This window comes from Alkalibacterium pelagium (assembly GCF_900109325.1).
In the GTDB taxonomy this organism is placed as follows: Bacteria; Bacillota; Bacilli; order Lactobacillales; family Carnobacteriaceae_A; genus Alkalibacterium; species Alkalibacterium pelagium.
On record NZ_FNZU01000001.1, the window covers coordinates 288,914 to 309,193 of the forward strand.

Below are 20,280 nucleotides of genomic sequence, written 5' to 3' on the forward strand. Positions count from 1 at the left end.
AATCTAGTTTATAGTGCGATTATATGCTACAGCAAAAATAAAGTGAAGAGAATAATGAGGGGAGGATACAAAATAGAAAGTTGTCTGAAGTGTCTAAAGCTCAACTGATATTAAAGGAGGAAGAGGAGCCAATGGCTGAAATCGTCATAATCTACACATCTGAAACAGGTATGACGAAACAGTATGCAAAATGGATCAGTCAGGAACTCGACAGTGACTGTCTGATTCTTGAAGAAGCGAGGGCTGAAGATTTTTTGCATGCTGATTTGATTGTGTTCGGAGCAGGTATTCGGGGAGGGCGTATGCGTAAGCTCAGATCGTTCCATTACAAAGTGAAAAAATCAGGGTGGTCTGGACCGGTCATATACTTTGCAACTGGAGGAGCACCGTATGACGAACAGACTGTCAGTGATATCATTGCGAGCAGTTTTCATCTGCCAGATGGATATTCGTTACCTTTTTTCTATTTCGAAAGTGGAGTGAACTTTGAAAAAATGAAGGGCAGATCCAGAGCTATGATGAAAATGTACAAGTTCATCATCAGTGTAAGAAAAGAGAAATCAGAAGCAGCAGTTGGGACAAGGCAAGCCTTGAGCAAATCCTATGACCATTCCAGGCTGGATTACATTCGCCCCCTGATAAAAGAAGTTCAGAAAATGACAAGTACCTGATTCTCCAGGCTCAAAAAGAAGCTAAAAAAACTCATGAGAAGGTCAGTCTAATGACTCCTGCTCATGAGTATATTTTTTATAGAAAATCAGTCAGCTTTTCAAATTCATCGAGCTGATCATGTGTATCTGAATAAATTTCTTTAAATTCAGCTTTAACTGCTCTTATAGCTTCAGCTAATCCGGGATCATAGTGGGTACCGATTCCAGCTTCTATTTCAGTCATCGCTTCATCAAAGGTCCGTTCACTGCGGTAAGGACGTGTAGAAGTAATAGCATCAAAGGAATCTGCCACTGCAAGAATACGAGCTTCGATCGGAATGTCAGCTCCCTTTTTGCCGGTAGGGTAACCTTTCCCATCCCATCTTTCATGATGATACAGAACACCATTTTTTAGACTCTTCAGGCCTTCGACTTTCTCAATCATTTGTGCTCCTAAAGCAGAATGGGTCTTGATGATGTCAAATTCCGTTTTAGTTAGAGGAGTGGACTTGGTCAGAATATCCTCCGGAATACTGATTTTACCAATATCATGCACTAAACCGATTAACCGGATCGTCTTCAGGTGATGCTCATCCTGATATTCAGGGAGATGTCCTGCCAAAGCTACAGCATATTTACTGACGCGTTCGCTGTGGCCGAAGGTGTAGTGATCTTTGGCTTCCATTGCGACAACAAAGCTGTTTACGACCTGTTCCAGTGTGGTTTCGAGAGAGTCCACAACGGTATTGACCTGCTTATTGTACAGCATGTTCAATTTATTGATGAGCAGGTAACTGAAGGTAGCAACAATTAGATAGAGAAGCAGACTATTGGAAATATCGATCCCATCAGAGATATAGTAAGTGGTGATAGGAAAAGTTGTAATAATAATCGTCAGACTGACGAAACCCATGATCGAATAGAAAATAGACAGCAGGCGGTTACCATACAAACTTGTCACGATAGGTATCAGGAGAAAATAGCTCCAGGATTCACTGTAACCTGACCCGTAATACAGACTAATAACAACAAAGACGACAAATAGGAGTACGGCATGAGTCTTTAATCGCTCTAAAATAGTAAAGTACTTAAAGAAAGCCTGAACCAATGTTAGCACAGAAAAGCATATCAGTAAGACAGTGATGTCAGCTCGTGAGAAGGGGACATTCAGCCATCGAAAGATTAAATTCCAACTGATACTAAGCAGAATATAGATCAGACAGACTCTCATTATCTGCGTGTTAAGTGTCCGATCATAATCGAGGATTAGTTCGTGAAGCAGCTGTTCTTTTTCAGATGAGAGTTTATTCATAATTCATCATTCCAAATCCTAAATTTTAATGTAAATATGTTTCTGTAAGAGTTTATCATTTTTACAAATGAATAACTATACAATCAGTGAATTGTTCACATAAAAGACTATCATTTATGATAAAAATGACGTTTAATATAAATGTAATCTATATATAAAAGGAGAGTGAAGCTATGGATCAAAATGAAACGTATCATTACTGCAAGGCAGAGGGGCACATGCGCAACAAGGCAATTAAACTTCATCATCAGCGTTATCAGGAAGTCGGTTTTCTCAGAGAGGATGAGGACGACCCGTACATAGATGCGTCAACATATTTTATCGTTCAGACTCCTGACAAGGAGGAAGTCGTTGGTGTGACAAGGCTTATTTTTAACCCATTAGATGAACTGCCGACGATGAAGCATTTTACAATATTCGATATTGATAAAATGAAAATAGCTGGACTTGAAAGAACAAAATATGCAGAAATCAGTGCATTTACAAAAATGCCTAAACACGATGTCGGTCTTGGACTGATCCGGACTGTTCTGAACTACTCATTGACTAACGGGCTTACTCATTGGGTGTGCTGTATTGATGAACGAGTTTACAGGTACATGCATCGGATTTTCAAGTTTCCTTTTGAAGTCATCGGTGATCCGAATGTCTACCTTGGATCAAAAACTATCCCATGCGTTTTGAACCTGGAGCAATGTCTGGATACACTTAAAGAAAAGAGACGTAAGTTATACGATTATTTTATGGAGAATGAAGATAACTTAATGGAGGGGTCAAACAGATGATCAAAGAACAATTTACTAGAAACTTGGGAATTATGTCAGAAGATGAAATAAATAAACTACATAACTCAACGATTGTTATTGCTGGATGTGGCTGTATAGGTGGGTTTTCTGCAGAGCTGCTGGCACGTATGGGGGTGGGTAAGTTAAAATTGGCAGATCCCGATGTGTTTGATGTATCAAATATAAATCGCCAATGTGCAGCGACCCATCTGACAGTCGGTCAAAGAAAAGCCGAAGCGCTTAAAGCACATCTTCTAACTATCAACCCTGATATTGAAATCGAGTGTTATTACGAAGGAGTGACAGAGGAAAATGCAGCAACCTTCATAGATGGAGCAGATTATGTTATCGATGCGATCGATTATTTCGCCTTTCCGGAAGCGGTCGCCCTTCATCGTGCAGCAAGGAAAAATAAACTGTTCATCACTACAGCTGTTGCGTTAGGCTTTGGTACATCAGTTCTGACCTTTTCACCAGATGGCATGACGATTGAAGAGTATACAGGAATACCTGAACATACCTCTATTGATGATCTGAAGGGGAAAACTTTTCCGGCCTCCCAGTACAGCCAGAATTTACCAGAATATGCTACTGAGGAGAAGATAACTCAATGGATGGAAAACAGGTCCATCCCGACGATTAGTGTTGGACAGGCGCTTGGTCCAGGTGTTCTTGTGTCTAAACTGGTTCTACATCTACTCGACAGGCAGACACCTGAGTTTGTTCCTGATTATTTTCAGATCAGCTTTGAATAAATTCTAGAAGCACGTAATAGACCGTGGCAGAAGATCCATTTGTTTCTGATGTGAGAGTAGTTTTCTCATTAAGGTGCGGTGCTGAGAGACTTGATTGGTTTTTAGGTTAAACCGGATGTGACAGTATAAGTATAAAATAGTCGAGAAATCAGATGCATTACCTGCTTCATACTGGTATGATATAAGAAATTAAATAACAACTCATATAGAGTAGTTTAAAATGTTTGTGTACTAGTTAATTAAGGAGAATGAACGGTGGTTAAGAAAGAAGAAGGGTTTGCATTTTTTAAAGGCAGAAGAGCTGTTCTCGCAACGATGCATAAAAAAGAACAGGTCATCGCTCCAGTTATGGAAAATGAGCTGGGGATTCATATCCAAGTACCGGAAGGTTTTGACTCTGATCGTTACGGGACTTTTACTGGAGAAGTAGAGCGAACGGGAAACCAGCTGGAAGCGGCCAGGCTTAAAGCTGAAGCTGCAATGGAATTGACTGGATGCCCTCTGGCTGTGTCGAGTGAAGGATCTTTTGGGCCGCACCCGATGATTCCTTTTCTTCCGTGCAACCGTGAAGTTGTGATGCTGGTGGATAAAGATCAAAACTTGGAAGTTTTTGGAACAGCTATTACGACACGTACCTATTTTAAACATAAAGTGATTTCAAGCTTTGAAGAAGCATACAGATTTGCTGAATCAGTTGAATTTCCAGATACTGGAATCGTAGTTAAAGTAAAGGAACAGTCCGTAGACCCGGACGAGATGACTAAAGGCATCACCTCCACAGACCAGCTGAAGGAAGCTGTGCAGAAGGCATTGACTAAGTCGTCAGATGGGACGATATTCATTGAAACAGATGTAAGAGCAATGCATAACCCCAAGCGTATGAAGAACATCGAAGCAGCTACACGAGACCTGGTAAAAAATATTCTTTCCACTTGTCCCGCATGTGAATGGCCAGGGTACAAAGCGGTCAGCAGTAAAAAAGGGCTCCCTTGTGAATGGTGCAGACAGCCTACAGAACTTACCCTCTCGCTGCAGTATGAATGTACAAAGTGTGGATATAATGAAGAGCAATATTATCCAGAAGGAATAGAGCAAGCTGATCCAGGTCAATGCAGTTACTGCAATCCTTAAATAGCTTGATAAATAGTTGAGGTATCTTCTTGTTACCAGTTTGAAACAGATGAGTTAAAAGAAGGTGCCTCAAAATAAATATAGCAGATAAGAGCACGTGGCGACTATATATCGGAGGCGACAGACATGAGTAAATTTGGATGGGCTTACATCGGCTGTGGAGGCATTGCCAGAACTACGGCCAGCGAACTTGTACAGACAGATGATAATACGATCATAGCAGCATGGAACAGAACAAAGGAGAAAGCCGAGTCATTTGTAGAGGACTTCGGAGGAAAGGTTTATGACACAGCTGAAGAGGCCATAAGGGCTGAAGGCGTCGAAGGCGTCTATGTGAATGTCAACGGAGATCAGCATGCCTACTATACTAAACTGGCAATTGACCTCGGGAAGCCGGTACTGTGTGAAAAGCCGTTTACCTTCAACGAAAAAGAGACAAAGGATCTGCTTTATTATGCAGCTGAAAAAGGAGTATATGTTTCAGAAGCCATGTGGACCTGGCACAATGATATTGCTTTGAAAGTCAAGGAATGGGTGGAGACTGGTGCCATCGGAGATATCGTATCCTCAGATAGTGCGTTCGCTGTACCTTTACTGAAGCTAACTGATAATCCCAGACTGACGACTGCATCCATGCTGGGTGGAGCCTTGATGGATCTGGGCGTCTACAATGTCAGATATGCCTACGAACTGTTCGGAAAACCAGATCGAATCGAATGCGAAGCGGATATGCACGAGGTTGATCATTCGGAAGATATCACCTTCCATTATCCTAGTTTTAATGCCACCATGCATGTCTCGATGGCAGAAGAGGGCGGACACTACTTTAAGGTTACCGGAACTGAAGGCTCGATCACTGTTCCTAGATTCCATATGGCAAAAGAAGCTGTCCTGAAGACAGATGATGGAGAAGAGCGATTCGAAACGGACGACCTGCTTTATGGAAAGCAATTTTCAAACGTTGCTGAAGAAATCCGTTCAGGCAGAAAAGAAGGCGAAAAGATACCGGCGCACAGTACAGTCGAAGTCATGAGTCTGCTGGACGAATGCCGCAGACAGATGGGGCTCGTGTATCCGCAGGAAAAAACGGGGAAATAATCAGGAGAATAAATAGTTGGAAAGGGTGGGACCATGTCAAAAAAGCCGTACTTAGCAGCATTATCACTGTTACTGGCATCAACGATCGCTTTATCGGGATGTGAGCAGGACCAGGAGGATGTAAACCAGGACGATACGAATGAAATCGAGGAGAACGAACCAACGGAAACCGACGAACAGAATGGTATAGAATCTGACGATGAGCTGGAAGATGCGGAATCAGAAGAGTCTGCAGATACAGAAGAAGACGAGCCAGAAGATTCAGAGGAGGAGATGGCATCTATTTTTGGTCTCCAGGAAGATTTGGTATACATCAGTGCTGACCGTCTGAGTGTCAGAGCAGACAGCAGTGAGGACAGCGAATCACGTGGAAGCCTGTCCAAAGGAAATGAAGTGCGTGTGCTGGAGGAAGTGGAAAACGGCGATGTGACCTGGTACCAGATTGCTCATCATAACCCTGACGTGAATGAGGGGTGGGTCTCTGCGGAGTTTACGGTCAGTGATCTGAATGAGCTGCATGAGTCGACCGATTTTGATGATGAAAAGATGAATGAATTCTTCACCTCGCCGACCTTGTTCGAAGACAATCGAGTGGTTGCTTATTATGGCCATCCTAATTCAGAAATTATGGGCATCGTCGGCCGTCATTCTGTTGAAGATCTGATCGATCTGCTTGAAGAGACGACTCAGACCTATGATGATGCTGATGAAGATAAAGGAGCGGTACCGGCCATCTATCTTGTCTACGGGACGGTGCAGCCTGGGGGCGTCGTTCATAAGATGAACTACGATCTGGTCATGTCCTATATCGAAGCAGCTTATCAGCGTGGTGTCCTGGTTTATATCGATCACCAGATGGGACGTAATCACCCGACTTATTCAATTAATGAAATCCTGTCATTCCTGAGGTATCCTAATGTCCATCTGGCTCTCGATCCGGAATGGCGTACGGAACGACCGATGCAGGAAGTCGGACATATCACTGGCTCTGAACTGAATGACGTGCAGGAAAGAATGCAGGAATACATTGAAACGCATGAGATTCAGGGAACGAGACAGTTTGTCTTCCATCAGTTTGTTGAAAAAATGATTGTCGATGTCGAAGATATATCAGCGGATTATGATCCGGTCCTTCTGGTCCACAATACTTCCGGATGGGGGGCACCTGAAGGCAAACGAGCGACACACGAAAAAGTTACCGAAGCCAGCGAGGTTCCATACAAAGGGTTTAAACTCTGGTATCATTTCTCTGATCAGCCAGGCGTCCACTATGACAATCCGCTAATGACACCTGAAGAGGTTCTGGATCTTGATCCACAGCCAGGTCTGATCATTTATCAGTAGAATTAGGAGATGTATAAAAGGATTCACACCTGAACGTGGATAGCATCTATCAATCATCCATTCTCCATGGTATAATGCATCAGGAATCTGACGACCGGAACTTGATCAAAGGATGTTTTAAGATGTCTCAGCTGGTCGTTACTCTATGGAGGTGTAAAGTAATGAATAAACGATGGACTATTGAAGAGATAAGAAAGTACGTAAACAACAATTCTGAAAGCACACTGCTGACCACGGAATACCGCGGGTTTTCTCAGAAACTGTCATTCAGGTGTGCTTGTGGCAATACATTTGAAAAGACGTTTACAAAGTTTAAGAATAACGGGCAGCGCAAATGTGAGGTCTGCCAGCCACCCAAAGCCTCCCGCTAAATCGATCATTTTATAAGCACTGATTTCATTTATAATGGAGTCAGTGTTTTTTTCGTTCAAAAGGAAAGACTTCTTTCTTTACTGCTTCAAGACCGGACATTTATAGATGAATGAATGAGCGCATTAGTTTGTACTCCTCTCACGCATGTGATCACACCCGAAAACAGACACGTTTTCTTCACACTTTAAACTGGAGAACTATCAAAACGTAAGTGGAATTTGACAAATGAGCTGTAATCGTTAAAATAGATAAGGTTAGATAAAACAGATAGTATTAAACATACTGTATACAAAAAGAATGATCGATAATCTATGTTTAAAGTGAGAGGATTTAATATGAAAGAGAATTTCTGGAAAAACTTACCTAAACCCTTTTTTATTCTGGCGCCAATGGAAGACGTCACAGATGTCGTATTCAGGCATGTCATCGCTGAAGCCGGACGACCGGATGTCTTCTTTACAGAGTTCACGAACTCTGTGAGCTACTGTCATCCGGATGGCCGTGACAGTGTAAGAGGAAGACTGACATTCACTGAGGATGAACAGCCTCTGGTCGCTCATATTTGGGGAGACGAACCCAAGTATTTTCGTGAAATGAGTATCGGCATGGCTGAAGCAGGATTTGCCGGGATCGATATCAATATGGGCTGTCCTGTTCCAAACGTAGCTGGAAAAGGCAAAGGCAGCGGACTGATTCAGCGTCCCGAAGTGGCTGCAGAACTGATTGAAGCGGCAAAAGCAGGGGGGCTGCCGGTCAGTGTGAAAACACGTTTAGGCTACAGCAGACTCGATGAATGGCGCGAATGGATCGCTCATCTCCTGAGACAGGATATTGTCAATCTGTCGATCCACCTTCGTACAAAAAAAGAGATGAGCAAGTATGATGCGCATTGGGAACTGATTCCTGAAATCAAAAAAATGCGGGACGAAATCGCACCGGACACTCTGCTGACGATTAATGGAGATATCATGGATCGCGAGATGGGACTCAAACTGGTAGAGGAAACAGGTGTCGATGGAGTTATGATCGGACGCGGAGTCTTTAAGAATCCGTTCGCTTTTGAAAAAGAAGCCAGAGAGCACAGCAGTGAGGAAATGCTTGATCTGCTGAGACTGCACCTGGACTTGTTTGACAGCCATGGCGTAGATGCCGGCCGTGCATTTAAACCGCTCCGTCGATTCTTCAAGATTTATGTCCGAGGGATGCGAGGAGCAAGTGAACTGAGACAGCAGCTGATGGAAACAGTCACGACAGATGAAGTAAGAGTGCTGCTAGATGATTTTGAAGACAAACTCAAGAGCTTTGAAGCTGAAGAAAGTGACCGGCCCGTAGAAAACCATGCATAACAGAGAGACTTTGCTGAAACGGCAAAGTCTTTTTTATAAGCAGGAGCGTATGTATCAAACGACAGTCAGTGTGGGTGAAGGTTAATGGACCATAAAGCAAGTTATTGTCTATTCGATGGAAATAAGTCTGGCCGAATGTGTCAAATAATTTTATATGGTACATTCGACCCCCATATAAATTGCCGAATATACCACAAAACAGGATATGACACATAAGAAGCAAAAAACGGTCGTAAGAGTCACATAGTCGAGCAGCACTACTGTAAATTTATGCCATTCTAATGACTGGCATACCATAATTAAGTTATTTGTATGAATAAACGACCTATGCATTGAACTTTTCAAATATTCTGATACTATTTGATTATGAAAGACAGTTCTCTAGACAGTCTGGTCCGTTCAGTGATGAACTGACGGATAAATATAAGGGGGAAATAGACTGATGGGACAAACGGAGAAACACACTAGAATTACAAACAAAATAAAGGTGGACGTGAGTGTAGAAGATGTCTGGGAATCCTGGACAAAACCTGAACATATCGAAAGATGGAATCAGGCATCGGATGACTGGCATACACTGTATTCTTTAAATGATCTGGCGGAAGGGGAGCGATTCCTCTCTCGTATGGAATCAAAAGATGGTAGCTTCGGATTTGACTTTGCCGGTACCTATACGCTTATTCGCCCACATCAGTTACTGACGTTTACCTTGGATGATGGAAGAAAAGTTGAGGTCCAGTTTAATGAACTGGAGGATGGGACGGAAATCATTGAGAATTTTGATGTGGACGATCAGTATTCAATAGAAGAGCAGAAAAAAGGATGGCAGGCTATCCTTGAAAGCTTCAAAAAATATACTGAAACGACTTTTGAATTCAGGAGACATTAAACAGGACAATTTTACTTTATTAAAATAGAGAAACAGAGGACACCCGTCTATCAACGGGTGTCCTTTTTATGAAGAAAACAGGACAGTAGGTTATGAATACTGCAGATAAGGGTCTTACAAAATGTAAGCACTAGACTGGCATCAAAAGCATAGTAGGCGTATACTAAACAGGTAACTGACTTGAAAAGGAGACGATGTTATGGGATTTTTCCTGAGTCTGGCGTTTATCATAGCTGTGGTCATTACTGTTTACCGCAGGATGACAGCCACAGAGGAAGCTACCAGTCAGGAACGAGTAGTTAATGGAATCATCATGGCAGTGATGATCACAGCTCTTGTCGGTCTGGTCGGGCTCTTTATATTTGGATAAGTCCATTATCTAATGCAAATACAATCTTAAATTGACAACAGGAAGTGCTTCGTTTTTAGTCAGCTCAAAGAAGAAACAGGGTTTAATCGCCCCTGTCAAATTACTTATCAGGAGGAAATAGTATGACAAGTTTAAGCGATACATACACCTTATCAAATGGTGTGAAGATCCCCATTCTAGGATACGGGACATGGCAAGTGACTGATCCTCAGGAGGCTGTTGATGGAGTAAAGAACGCAGTTAAAGTAGGCTATCGTCATATCGATACAGCTCAGATGTACCAGAATGAGGAATTTGTCGGCAAAGGAATCAAGGAATGTGGTATTCCGCGTGAGGAGCTGTTTGTTACCAGCAAACTCAACAATATGAATCACGGCTACGACAGTGCCCGTAAGACAATAGAAGAATCACTTGAAAAACTTGATCTGGACTACCTGGACCTCTTTCTTATTCACTGGCCGGTTGTAAAAAATAACGGTGGAGACTGGAAACAGGATAATATTGACACATGGCGTGCGCTGGAAGACTTGTATGATGAAGGGAAACTTAAAGCGATCGGTGTCAGTAATTTTGCTGTCCCTCATTTAAACAATATTCTGGAAAATTCCCGAATCAAGCCGATGGTCAATCAGATTCGTCTGCACCCAGGCGTTCTTCAGAAAGAAACCGTTGAGTTGAACCGTGAAAACGACATTGTCATCGAAGGATGGTCACCTCTTTCTCCTATGAAATATTTAGGCGAAGATACTACTGTTCAAGAAATGGCTGACAAGTACGGCAAATCCATTGCTCAGCTTTTATTGAGATGGAGTGTCCAGCATGGCTTTGTTACCTTGACTAAATCTGTACATGCAGAACGGATTAAATCTAATGCTGATATCTTTGATTTTGAACTGACTGACGAAGAAATGACTTATTTTGATGGATTGACTTTCGATGAATTAAGCACACCAGAAGATTTTCAGGAAAGATAATAGTTTTTATTTTGCGTAATATTTTTTAATTAAGTCTAAAATAAGTCTTTATAAAAAAGATTTGGTTTTATTTCATTCATGTGCTATACTATGTATAACATATTGTAAGAGACATTTTACGAACTGTGTAATGCATTCCGAATTGGTCCTTAAGCAATCATGTAAATATAAAGTGCTAAAGGCACGAGGAGGAATTTTATTATGGAAACAGGTACAGTAAAATGGTTTAACGCAGAAAAAGGTTTTGGATTTATCGAACGTGACGGAGCAGACGATGTATTCGTACACTTCTCAGCTATCCAAGAAGAAGGATTCAAATCTTTAGATGAAGGCCAAGCAGTAAACTTTGACATTGAAGAAGGCAACCGCGGACTTCAAGCAGCAAACGTTACTAAGGCTTAATAACCTAAACCAATAGATGAAGGCAAGGCAGGACGATGAGTCCTGACCTTGTCTTTTTTTGCTTTTTTTTAAAACCATATATGAAATTGAATGGCAGGGGATATACTTCTCAACTCAAGCCAGGTCTATCAATGGTCAGAGAGCGTTCAGAGCAAGGATTAAGACTGTATATGGTATACTGGTATACGAAAAATAGATATTTCATGGTGTTAAATGGCTGATTTCTTTAAGGAAAAGGAGTGGTTCGAGTGGTAACGATTGTTCCACATCTCTGGTTTGATGACAATGCCGGAGAAGCTGTCGATTTCTATACAAGTCTGATCAGTAACTCGAAAGTAGTCAACAGGTATGTACTGGAAGGAACTCCCTCTGGAAGCGTAGAGTCATTTACTTTTGATCTTGCCGGGCAGACTTTTGCAGCGATTAGTGGTGGACCGTTATTCACCTTTACTCCTGCAGTGTCCCTTATGATTCTTTGCCGGGATGAGGAAGAAGTTAATTTTCTCTGGAACGCACTGATATCTGAAGGGGAGGTATTGATGCCTCTTGATACGTATCCATTCAATAAATATTATGGGTGGCTTAAGGATCGTTTTGGTCTGACGTGGCAGATTGCATTTGCAGAAGAACCGTTTAAGGAGAAAATCGTTCCTCACCTTCTCTTTGCTCATCGCCAGTCCGGAAAAGGTGAAGAGGCAGTGATGTATTATACGTCAATCTTTCCGGATTCTGAAATAGAAAATATGCTCTACTATAAAGAAGGAGAAGCTGACAATAAGAAAGCGAAGCTGATGTTTTCTGGATTTCGCCTGAACAACCAGAGCTTCAATGCGATGGATGATCCAATGGAAGAAGAATTCACTTTCAATGAAGCCTTGTCGTTTATGATTTTATGTAAAGATCAGAAGGAGATTGATTACTACTGGAATAACTTATCGGCTGATCCTCAGGCGGAGGAATGTGGCTGGCTTAAGGACCGGTTCGGTGTCTCCTGGCAAGTCCTCCCCGACAATATGGATGATCTTTTATCGACTGGGACAAAAGAGCAGATCCAGCGTGTGACTGAAGCCTTTTTAAAGATGAAAAAAATCGACTGTTCTATATTGGAAAAAGTCTGGCATGAAGAGAACAGCTAAGAGAATATGTAGAGTTAGCAGAAGCACTATTTTACTACTTGTGAGCTATATCTAGGATACTGATAGTTGAGTTGCAGGAGGGATAGCATGCCTGATCAGGATATGGATTCAAATGTGAGAGAATATTTAGATAGTCAGCCGGAAGAAGTCAGGAAAAGACTGCTTAGAATACGGGACTTGGTGTACAAAGCTGTTCCAGAAGCTGTTGAAATGTGGAACTACAACCTTCCTTCATACTCCCTGGTTGAAGGAGGAAAAAGAGACAAACAGATAATGATGGCAGGCTACAGATCCCACATCGGCTTCTATCCTCATCCTTCAGTGATCAGCCAGTTTAAAGCTGAACTGAAAGACATGAAAACAGGTAAAGGCTCTGTACAATTTCCATTGGATAAGCCTTTACCTGAACAACTCATTCTGGACATGATTACTTACAGGAAAAATTTAATTGATGATCAATTAGATAAATAAGGTCAGTTCAGCAACTATTTATTCATAAAATTTATACAGATACCTGAGAACTTAATCTAAAAAACTCCTCGTCAGACATGAGAGGAGTTTTTTAACGGGGACTGCATATGCTTACCAGCAGCATATAAATGAAACATAAAAGTATTTTTATGCATAATGAGGTTTCGTAATGATTAGTGTGATTATAAAAATTTAATTGTTTTACTGGCTTAAACATGCTATTCTGATAAGCGACAATAATGGAGGGTTTATACATGATTAATAAATTTAAGTTTATATTTTTATCTTTATTGGGGTTTGTCTTTTTCCTGGTCCCATTTACTATCGGTGGAGAAAGCCGAATAATGATTTCTCATATTATTTACCTAGTGACCGACAATATACTGGATTTATTCATAACGTTCACAGCACTATCGGCATGGATCGTTCTGATCGCTACAGTGGTCTTCATATTCTATACATCGGGGAGCCGCTTCCTGAATGACATTTTTAAAACTACACCTATTAACGTGGCATTAAGACTGATCGGATCATTTTTATACTTAATGGTTGTCTATAACTGGTTTGAAGGAAATGCACTTGCAGATATGATACTGGACCCAGATACTGGAGGACTGATGGCAGGAGGAGATGGACTCCTGACGACTTTATATATTACATTTTTTGTTGGTATCCTTGCCCTGCCGCTGCTCACTCATTTCGGAATCGTTGAGTTTGTCGGCATACTGTTAGGCCCTGTCGTTGAAAAACTGTTCAGAGTGCCTGGATATTCACTGATCGATGCAATTGCTTCATTTGTGGGTGATGGAACGATAGGAATTGTTGTAACAGATAAACAGTACCAGAGAGGATATTACAACAAAAGAGAGGCGTATATCATTGCGACAAGCTTTTCCATAGTTGGGATTGCTTTTGCCGCAGCTGTTGCTGATCTTCTTGGTTTTAGTGCGATTTTCCCAATTTTTTATGGATCAATTGTTGTTGTTACTCTAATACTAGCTTTTATTACTGCCCGACTGCCGCTTAAGAAATTTGAACCAGAGTACTACAAAGGAAAAGAACCTAAATCGGTTGAAGTTCCTGAAGACAAGACAATCATGGAGCATTCATATGAGGCAGCAATCGAACAGGCTGAACAGACATCCATTAAAGGAGCATTTTTAGAGGCTCTTAAAAATATTGTGGATATCTATGTGGGCTTCCTCCCAATCATCATGGCAGTAGGAACAATTTCGCTTGTCATTGCAGAATATACACCCTTCTTCGATTTCATCAGCGCACCACTTGTCCCTGTTTATGATCTCCTTGGGTACAGCAGAGAAGTAGCTGCTCAAATGGCACCCGCTTCACTGGCAGGTTTTGCAGATATGTATCTTCCAGCATTGTTCATCAGTGGAGCAGAATCTGAAGCCGCCCGCTTTTTCATCGGAGTGCTTGCCTTTACACAGCTCGTGTTCATGTCAGAAACGGGCATGATTCTAGTTAAAACTAAAATTGGCTTGAACTTCTGGGATGTAGTCAAAGTCTTCTTATTTAGAACAGTTCTGTCCATACCAGTCCTGCTTATTCTTACAAATATTCTTGGCTGGATGGGAGTCATCTCATTTTAAAAACTTATCAGATGAAAAAGGGACACTTCTCGGTGAAGTGTCCTTTTTTATTAGAGATAAAATAATATTTCAGTTAAGGTATAGGAAATGACAACCTGAATAAATTGAAGCATTGGTAATCAATAATGGAGCATACGAGAGGAGGAGCAGGAGATGAGAGTATTCATTGCTATCGAGCTGGAAGAAGAGGTCAAAGAAAAGCTGACAGGGATTCAGTCAAAAGTTAAAGCGACGGCCGAAAAGGGGCGGTTCACTTCAGCATCCAATTTCCATCTGACTCTTTACTTTATTGGAGAAGCTGACAGCGAAAGAATCATAGAAATTAAGAAAGCGATCGATAAATGTGTCGAGTATAGCGTGCCTTTTAAGCTTAGACTTAGTAAACTGGGATCTTTTAATAAGCGCAACAAGCTTATCATATGGGCTGGGGTTGATGGTGACATAAATGAGCTGAAAGAGGTCAACAGACAGATCAGCGCTGAATTGAATGAAGAAGAGCATTCTGCTGAAAATGGAAAGTATACGCCGCATATTACTCTAGGGAGACAAATCGTTTTCAGTCAGGACTTTGAGGAATGGAGTCGAAGTCAGTCTGTCCCACCTGTAGAAATTAAGGTCGAAAAAATTTCTTTAATGGAAAGCATTCGACTGAATGGCGAGCTTATATATAGACCTGTATACGTCAAACCTGTTCGTACAAATATAACAGACTAAAAAGCCCTCATTGAGATTGACAGCTGAAGTGGCTGCAAGTCTCACGGGGCTTTACAGGTGTAATAGGGGGAGTCGGAATTATGGCTGCATGACTCCTGCAAAAGTAAGCCAGGCAAGGACCGACTTGGCGACAAGACTTAAGATGATATATCCTCTTTCGCCATATAGATAGTTTTCCCACGGTCCGATTTTCTTATACTGCAGTATCATATTGATAGGGAACAGATTGAAAAATACAAAATAACTCCCCACAATTGCATAGGCAAACCACGGAACATCTGCTGGATTAGAATTACCAAAAGCATATAGAAGAATGACTACCCACGGAGCCAGACCAGCTATGGTACCAAATACAAAAGGCTTCCAGTTCAGTTTTTTTGTGTAGTAGTTTATTTCTTCCATATCCAGTCCGAAAAAGTTCATTGATGCATTCACAACAGCAATAAGAATGATTGCACCTATATCATAAACGCCAAAGAGCATAGCAATCAGCACAATCATTAGAGAAGAACTCAAGGCGTATTCATACCATCTAAAACGGTTCATCCCTTTTTCGAGGTCGCGATTATAGATTTTGTTACCCCAGGAACTGACAATGATGAAATGTGCTAGAGCTGAAAGAAAGAGGAATAGTGAAACAGCTATACCAAATGGAAGTTCACCTAACTGAGATGGTTCTGTAACTAGTCGCATCTGAGTGGTATCGAATGAGAGAAAATAAGACATGACAGGGACTCTGAACTCTGCAATACGATCTATAAATATTGCAAATCCGAGCATGAGAAGGCCTTGAATAAGGTGAAGAAAGCCCATGATCAAGTTGAACCGTCTCAAAGAGCTGAATGTAATTTGTTTTGACATAACAGATACCTGCCTTTCTACGGATTGTTGAAGCGGAATTGAGGGGTCACTCCTTCCTGAAAGGGTATAGGACATTGATCTCCTTTGGATTATTTTATCATAACGCGTGTTATTAATTTAAGGTTTACCCCTCTAATAATTTGATTTATTTGTGAAGATTCTATTTCAGAGCATGTCAATTGATGTCAAAAGTCTGTATACTTTAAGAGAGATGATAGTATTTGGTCGGATTTCGGATTAATGTGATCAGGTAATTCAGGAAAATAAAAGAAAGCGAGGAATTATAATATGGACGGTACAAAACGCAGCAATATAAAACCAGGAGATAGAGTCAAAGTCGTGCAGAAACAGGATCAGAAATCAGGAAAGTTAACAGAAGGAGTGGTCCTGAAATTACTGACCAAGTCGCCTACCCATCCCCACGGAATCAAAGTGATGCTGGAAGATAAAGTGGTTGGACGTGTGAAGGAAGTCGTAAAATAAATAGATTGCTGAAAATCTGCCGATTCAGGGCAGATTTTTTTAGTCTAAGTTAACAAATTCAATTAAAGATAACAATAACAGGGGGGTGAGAATAGATCATACTGACGGTAAAATTATAACTCAAAAAATATGCATAATGATTACAGTTTTTATTCTTCCAATGTATAATAGAAATAGGAATAAAAAAACAATTGTAATATATAGTAAGACAAGAGAATGACATACTTGCATGTGACTAAACTTTTTGACGGATTGCCATCATTTACAGTCATCATCAAACAAATCTGATCGTTTACCCAATAACTCATCTGCAAGTACCGCTAAAACAAAGGATGTGAGAGTATGAAAGAGGAGTCAGTCAAACTCATCAATCCATTCAGGTTCAGTCTTGAGCCGATGGAAAGACTGCTTCAGATCAACTTTGAAAAAGATCCGGATGTTTTTTATATCGGGTTTGAACCTCAATACTATGATGATAGTACCTATGGCACCGGGCATGTTATATTGGGCTGGAGGACGGATGGGAAGATCGATGTCTACTATCAGCCTTCACTGAAAATTCAGAATAAAACCTATGACACCTTCGGCAAAGGGCTCAATGAAAAAATAGAATGTGCTTTTGAAGTGGCTTCTTTTGATATCAGTCAGAAAGGAGTACAAGCTTTATACCGCTTTACCGATAAATATGGCAGGAAAATCAAACTAAAGATACACGAAAAAAACTTCAAAAAACGCTCGCCATTTAATCTGCTTGCACCAGTGGGAGCAGCCTCCCAGACCCCGTCCTATCTTCCACTTGTTTACCTGTTCGACTTTTATTTTGTTAGAAAAAATCATACAGTCGTTGACGTTCACATTGGAGACCAGTCTCATAAATTAGATAATTTACCGGTAACAATGGATGGGATGCGGATGTACTTCAGCCGTTACAGCACAAAACCACTGATAGTAAAATTCAATCCATCTTCAGATGATCATATGGCAGTTATGTCATTAACAGATGGACAGGAAACGGTAAGAACCAAAGACTGTACTCTGGATATAGACTGGCAGGGATCAAGTCCAGCTATTCGTACCCTTAGATTCTCAAATCATATTTATCCAATCGAACTGTCTTTTGTTCCTCCTTTTCCTGATATACTGACCATGGAGCACAATAAGGTGAGAGAGGGGATATTTCAGATCAGTTGTCATCCTTCACTGGGTCTGCTGATTGGAAGGTATCGGGTCATCAAGAGAGTAAACAGTACAAAAATCAAATGCTGCCCTACAGAAGGGTGGTCTCCCATACCTGAAAAATGGTCTTTACGTTTTTTATACAGGCGTGCACCTGTCTACCGGGAATGGCCGATGTCATATGAGTGGAAAGCCTTCATAGATGAACGTTCGCCTATGAATTTTCATATACGTTCAAGTTGGAAAAGGCTGAAACACTGAAACACAACTCACAGCTCCAAAAAAATATGAGAACTGGAATGAAGATGATGATATTAAGTCAATCCTTTACCATACCGAATGGTGTTACAGTTAAGAATAGATTATTTAAATCTGCTATGAGCGAAACACTGGCTGGACCTGACCATCAGCCTGACGAGCGTCTTTTCCGTTTATATAGACGATGGGCGAGAGGCGGGACCGGAATCGTCGTCACTGGCAATGTAATGATCGATAGTCGAGCTCTGGGAGAACCGGGGAATGTTGTAGTTGAAGATGAAAGGCATCTTGCTGAGTTGATACAATGGGCCGAAGCAGGTACTGAACAGCAGACGCACCTGTGGATGCAGCTGAATCATCCAGGGAGACAATCTCCCCGTTCATTATCGGATACACCGGTGGCTCCAAGTGAGGTTGCCTTAAAAAAACAGTACCGTCCATTCTTCAGTACACCCAGAGCTTTAAGTATAGAAGAGATTACTGCTATTACTGATAAGTTTGGTCGAGCAGCTGAAATTGCCAGAAAGGCTGGCTTTACAGGTGTTCAAATTCATGCTGCTCATGGGTATCTCATCAGTCAGTTTCTATCTCCTCTTACCAATCGGAGGCAGGATGTTTACGGGGGGACATTAGAGAATCGCATGCGGTTTTTGATTGATATTTATTTTCGGATACGTGAGAAGGTCGGTCCGGAATTTCCAGTCAGTGTTAAACTGAATATTTCTGACTTTAGTGAAGGGGGATTCAGTACTGACGAGGCTCGTAAAGTAATCAAAACATTGGATAAGAACGGGATCGATCTGATTGAACTTTCTGGAGGGAATTATGAAAATCCTAGAATGTTCGACCCGAGTGAAAAAGATGTTTTTTTCATCGATGACGCAAAGCAAATTCAGGAGGAGATAAATGCGGTTCTAGTGATCACAGGGGGCTTTCGCTCCACAGAAAGTATGGAGAAAGCTCTAGCATGTGATCATACAAAAATGGTCGGTCTAGCTAGGCCAATGGTGCTTTATCCGGATCTTCCGAAAAAATTACTGAATAAGGAAATAAAAGACGTACAGATTCCTCGTCTGACTACAGGACTGCCCTTTCTGGACAGAAAGATCGGTGGACTCATGGGAATCAGTTACTACGAACAGCAGATCAGACGTCTGGCTGATGGGCAGGATCCGCTGTATTGTGAAAATGGATGGAAACCTTTATGGAACAATTTGAAAATTCATGGGCGTACTGCACTATCTCCGAGACGCTTTACCTCTTGATTTATAAAAAGATAAACTATATGTATAAAGGAAATGAACGAATGAAGAGACAACGAAAGAAATGGATATCAGTCCTCTTGTGGCTTATCGCCGGTATAGTATTAGCCATAGCAGCAGGTCTCGTTTTTATCCGAATTAGAACATATCAGGCTATGCCCGAAGCCGTGACATTACTTGATGAGTCACACGTGACAGTTGAAGAAGATTGGATCAGAGTGGATTCTGATAGTAATCGGGGAAATATCGTATTATATCAAGGAGGGCTTGTTGAGCCCGAAGCATACTTGCCACTTGCTGATCAGCTCAGTGAAATAGGATACAGGGTCTTTATTCCTTACATGCCCATCAATCTTGCAATTTTGGGTTCAGACAAAATCGATGACATTTTGGAGATGTATGAAGATGAAGAAAAATGGTGGCTGGGAGGACATTCACTTGGAGGAACCAGTGCCTCAATTTATGCATCAGACGAGCATGATAAAATTAACGGCTTGTTTTTTCTCGCCGCTTATCCAAATGATGGCAGCGACTTGTCGGATCTTGAAATACCTGTTCTTTCGATTACTGGCACGCAAGATGAAATATTGAACAGAGAATCATATGAATCGGCTTCATCCAATCTGCCTGTTGGAACCGAGTTTTATCAGATTGAAGGCGGCAATCATTCTAATTTTGGGTATTATGGATTTCAGAACGGGGATGGGGAGAGTCTGATAAGCCGTGAGGAGCAGCACGAAGAAGTGGCCGAAAAACTTGATGACTTTATTCAACGTCATCAGTGACGATAGGAAATAGATCTAGCTGAAATTATTTAGTCGTTTTATGGAATATATTAAACTTTAGGGATATCCATTGAGTTTATTCTAAATTAGAATGTA

General features: G+C 41.3%; 22 protein-coding genes. 20 read left to right on the plus strand and 2 right to left on the minus strand.

Going from position 1 to position 20,280, the window contains the following annotated elements; all coding sequences use genetic code 11:
* The first annotated feature begins 131 nt into the window (after window positions 1-131).
* On the plus strand, window positions 132-671 hold the full coding sequence (locus tag BMX79_RS01360; protein WP_091478478.1) for a flavodoxin family protein: 540 nt from the start codon (window positions 132-134) through the stop codon (window positions 669-671).
* A gap of 76 nt (window positions 672-747) precedes the next feature.
* Here the strand turns inward: BMX79_RS01360 and BMX79_RS01365 are convergent, their stop codons facing one another.
* Complete coding sequence (locus BMX79_RS01365; protein ID WP_091478479.1) at window positions 748-1,962, minus strand: HD-GYP domain-containing protein; 1,215 nt, start codon at window positions 1,960-1,962, stop codon at window positions 748-750.
* Window positions 1,963-2,135: 173 nt separating this feature from the next.
* On the opposite strand from BMX79_RS01365, the gene BMX79_RS01370 reads away from it, so the two are divergent.
* The 15 genes from BMX79_RS01370 to thpR all read left to right on the plus strand — a co-directional run bounded on the left by BMX79_RS01370 (window position 2,136) and on the right by thpR (window position 15,359).
* Entirely contained in the window at window positions 2,136-2,747 is a 612-nt protein-coding gene (locus BMX79_RS01370) for an N-acyl amino acid synthase FeeM domain-containing protein (RefSeq protein WP_091478481.1), read from the plus strand.
* Window positions 2,744-3,502, plus strand: coding sequence for a ThiF family adenylyltransferase (locus BMX79_RS01375; protein WP_091478483.1), 759 nt, complete (start codon window positions 2,744-2,746; stop codon window positions 3,500-3,502). Before BMX79_RS01370 ends, BMX79_RS01375 begins: the two co-directional genes overlap by 4 nt.
* 255 nt (window positions 3,503-3,757) lie before the next feature.
* Window positions 3,758-4,633, plus strand: coding sequence for a DUF6671 family protein (locus BMX79_RS01380; protein WP_218025326.1), 876 nt, complete (start codon window positions 3,758-3,760; stop codon window positions 4,631-4,633).
* A 126-nt stretch (window positions 4,634-4,759) separates the two neighbouring features.
* Window positions 4,760-5,731 (plus strand): Gfo/Idh/MocA family protein, encoded by a 972-nt coding sequence (locus tag BMX79_RS01385; RefSeq protein ID WP_091478485.1) that lies wholly within the window; start codon window positions 4,760-4,762, stop codon window positions 5,729-5,731.
* A 33-nt stretch (window positions 5,732-5,764) separates the two neighbouring features.
* Window positions 5,765-7,075 (plus strand): SH3 domain-containing protein, encoded by a 1,311-nt coding sequence (locus BMX79_RS01390; RefSeq protein ID WP_091478487.1) that lies wholly within the window; start codon window positions 5,765-5,767, stop codon window positions 7,073-7,075.
* 161 nt (window positions 7,076-7,236) lie between these two features.
* Window positions 7,237-7,446, plus strand: a complete 210-nt coding sequence (locus BMX79_RS01395) for a hypothetical protein (RefSeq protein ID WP_091478591.1) — start codon at window positions 7,237-7,239, stop codon at window positions 7,444-7,446.
* A gap of 336 nt (window positions 7,447-7,782) precedes the next feature.
* The gene (locus tag BMX79_RS01400; protein ID WP_091478488.1) at window positions 7,783-8,793 is read left to right on the plus strand and encodes a tRNA dihydrouridine synthase; all 1,011 of its coding nucleotides are present in this window, start codon (window positions 7,783-7,785) and stop codon (window positions 8,791-8,793) included.
* 442 nt (window positions 8,794-9,235) lie between these two features.
* A complete protein-coding gene (locus tag BMX79_RS01405) occupies window positions 9,236-9,682 on the plus strand; it encodes an SRPBCC domain-containing protein (protein ID WP_091478490.1) in 447 nt (148 codons plus the stop codon).
* Between the two features lie 199 nt (window positions 9,683-9,881).
* Window positions 9,882-10,052, plus strand: coding sequence for a hypothetical protein (locus BMX79_RS12485; RefSeq protein WP_170230925.1), 171 nt, complete (start codon window positions 9,882-9,884; stop codon window positions 10,050-10,052).
* 122 nt (window positions 10,053-10,174) lie between these two features.
* Complete coding sequence (locus BMX79_RS01410) at window positions 10,175-11,026, plus strand: aldo/keto reductase (RefSeq protein WP_091478491.1); 852 nt, start codon at window positions 10,175-10,177, stop codon at window positions 11,024-11,026.
* 201 nt (window positions 11,027-11,227) lie between these two features.
* The gene (locus BMX79_RS01415) at window positions 11,228-11,428 is read left to right on the plus strand and encodes a cold-shock protein (RefSeq protein ID WP_091266550.1); all 201 of its coding nucleotides are present in this window, start codon (window positions 11,228-11,230) and stop codon (window positions 11,426-11,428) included.
* Between the two features lie 248 nt (window positions 11,429-11,676).
* Window positions 11,677-12,564 carry a VOC family protein gene (locus BMX79_RS01420; RefSeq protein ID WP_091478493.1) on the plus strand — a complete coding sequence of 296 codons (888 nt, stop codon included), beginning with the start codon at window positions 11,677-11,679 and terminating at the stop codon, window positions 12,562-12,564.
* A gap of 87 nt (window positions 12,565-12,651) precedes the next feature.
* On the plus strand, window positions 12,652-13,035 hold the full coding sequence (locus BMX79_RS01425) for an iron chaperone (RefSeq protein ID WP_091478494.1): 384 nt from the start codon (window positions 12,652-12,654) through the stop codon (window positions 13,033-13,035).
* Between the two features lie 254 nt (window positions 13,036-13,289).
* A complete protein-coding gene (locus BMX79_RS01430) occupies window positions 13,290-14,645 on the plus strand; it encodes a YjiH family protein (protein ID WP_091478496.1) in 1,356 nt (451 codons plus the stop codon).
* A 153-nt stretch (window positions 14,646-14,798) separates the two neighbouring features.
* Entirely contained in the window at window positions 14,799-15,359 is a 561-nt protein-coding gene (thpR, locus tag BMX79_RS01435) for an RNA 2',3'-cyclic phosphodiesterase (RefSeq protein ID WP_091478498.1), read from the plus strand.
* 78 nt (window positions 15,360-15,437) lie between these two features.
* Here the strand turns inward: thpR and heR are convergent, their stop codons facing one another.
* Window positions 15,438-16,220, minus strand: a complete 783-nt coding sequence (gene heR, locus BMX79_RS01440; protein ID WP_091478592.1) for a heliorhodopsin HeR — start codon at window positions 16,218-16,220, stop codon at window positions 15,438-15,440.
* Between the two features lie 288 nt (window positions 16,221-16,508).
* On the opposite strand from heR, the gene BMX79_RS01445 reads away from it, so the two are divergent.
* From BMX79_RS01445 to BMX79_RS01460, 4 genes are all read left to right on the plus strand, one after another.
* Complete coding sequence (locus BMX79_RS01445; protein WP_091478499.1) at window positions 16,509-16,703, plus strand: YwbE family protein; 195 nt, start codon at window positions 16,509-16,511, stop codon at window positions 16,701-16,703.
* A 342-nt stretch (window positions 16,704-17,045) separates the two neighbouring features.
* Window positions 17,046-18,140 carry a hypothetical protein gene (locus BMX79_RS01450; RefSeq protein WP_091478501.1) on the plus strand — a complete coding sequence of 365 codons (1,095 nt, stop codon included), beginning with the start codon at window positions 17,046-17,048 and terminating at the stop codon, window positions 18,138-18,140.
* 38 nt (window positions 18,141-18,178) lie between these two features.
* Entirely contained in the window at window positions 18,179-19,402 is a 1,224-nt protein-coding gene (locus BMX79_RS01455; RefSeq protein ID WP_091478594.1) for an NADH:flavin oxidoreductase/NADH oxidase family protein, read from the plus strand.
* A gap of 41 nt (window positions 19,403-19,443) precedes the next feature.
* Window positions 19,444-20,184, plus strand: a complete 741-nt coding sequence (locus tag BMX79_RS01460) for an alpha/beta family hydrolase (RefSeq protein ID WP_170230924.1) — start codon at window positions 19,444-19,446, stop codon at window positions 20,182-20,184.
* The last annotated feature ends 96 nt before the right edge of the window (window positions 20,185-20,280 follow it).

Excerpts from the sequence above, each read along its gene's own strand:
- heR (WP_091478592.1), bottom strand. The coding sequence starts at position 16,220 with ATGTCAAAACAAATTACATTCAGCTCTTTGAGACGGTTCAACTTGATC.
- BMX79_RS01415 (WP_091266550.1), top strand. The coding sequence starts at position 11,228 with ATGGAAACAGGTACAGTAAAATGGTTTAACGCAGAAAAAGGTTTTGGA.
- BMX79_RS01365 (WP_091478479.1), bottom strand. The coding sequence starts at position 1,962 with ATGAATAAACTCTCATCTGAAAAAGAACAGCTGCTTCACGAACTAATC.
- BMX79_RS01395 (WP_091478591.1), top strand. The coding sequence starts at position 7,237 with ATGAATAAACGATGGACTATTGAAGAGATAAGAAAGTACGTAAACAAC.
- BMX79_RS01400 (WP_091478488.1), top strand. The coding sequence starts at position 7,783 with ATGAAAGAGAATTTCTGGAAAAACTTACCTAAACCCTTTTTTATTCTG.
- BMX79_RS01445 (WP_091478499.1), top strand. The coding sequence starts at position 16,509 with ATGGACGGTACAAAACGCAGCAATATAAAACCAGGAGATAGAGTCAAA.
- BMX79_RS01385 (WP_091478485.1), top strand. The coding sequence starts at position 4,760 with ATGAGTAAATTTGGATGGGCTTACATCGGCTGTGGAGGCATTGCCAGA.
- BMX79_RS01390 (WP_091478487.1), top strand. The coding sequence starts at position 5,765 with ATGTCAAAAAAGCCGTACTTAGCAGCATTATCACTGTTACTGGCATCA.
- thpR (WP_091478498.1), top strand. The coding sequence starts at position 14,799 with ATGAGAGTATTCATTGCTATCGAGCTGGAAGAAGAGGTCAAAGAAAAG.
- BMX79_RS01370 (WP_091478481.1), top strand. The coding sequence starts at position 2,136 with ATGGATCAAAATGAAACGTATCATTACTGCAAGGCAGAGGGGCACATG.
- BMX79_RS01460 (WP_170230924.1), top strand. The coding sequence starts at position 19,444 with ATGAAGAGACAACGAAAGAAATGGATATCAGTCCTCTTGTGGCTTATC.
- BMX79_RS12485 (WP_170230925.1), top strand. The coding sequence starts at position 9,882 with ATGGGATTTTTCCTGAGTCTGGCGTTTATCATAGCTGTGGTCATTACT.
- BMX79_RS01430 (WP_091478496.1), top strand. The coding sequence starts at position 13,290 with ATGATTAATAAATTTAAGTTTATATTTTTATCTTTATTGGGGTTTGTC.
- BMX79_RS01425 (WP_091478494.1), top strand. The coding sequence starts at position 12,652 with ATGCCTGATCAGGATATGGATTCAAATGTGAGAGAATATTTAGATAGT.
- BMX79_RS01455 (WP_091478594.1), top strand. The coding sequence starts at position 18,179 with ATGAAGATGATGATATTAAGTCAATCCTTTACCATACCGAATGGTGTT.
- BMX79_RS01405 (WP_091478490.1), top strand. The coding sequence starts at position 9,236 with ATGGGACAAACGGAGAAACACACTAGAATTACAAACAAAATAAAGGTG.
- BMX79_RS01360 (WP_091478478.1), top strand. The coding sequence starts at position 132 with ATGGCTGAAATCGTCATAATCTACACATCTGAAACAGGTATGACGAAA.
- BMX79_RS01450 (WP_091478501.1), top strand. The coding sequence starts at position 17,046 with ATGAAAGAGGAGTCAGTCAAACTCATCAATCCATTCAGGTTCAGTCTT.
- BMX79_RS01375 (WP_091478483.1), top strand. The coding sequence starts at position 2,744 with ATGATCAAAGAACAATTTACTAGAAACTTGGGAATTATGTCAGAAGAT.
- BMX79_RS01410 (WP_091478491.1), top strand. The coding sequence starts at position 10,175 with ATGACAAGTTTAAGCGATACATACACCTTATCAAATGGTGTGAAGATC.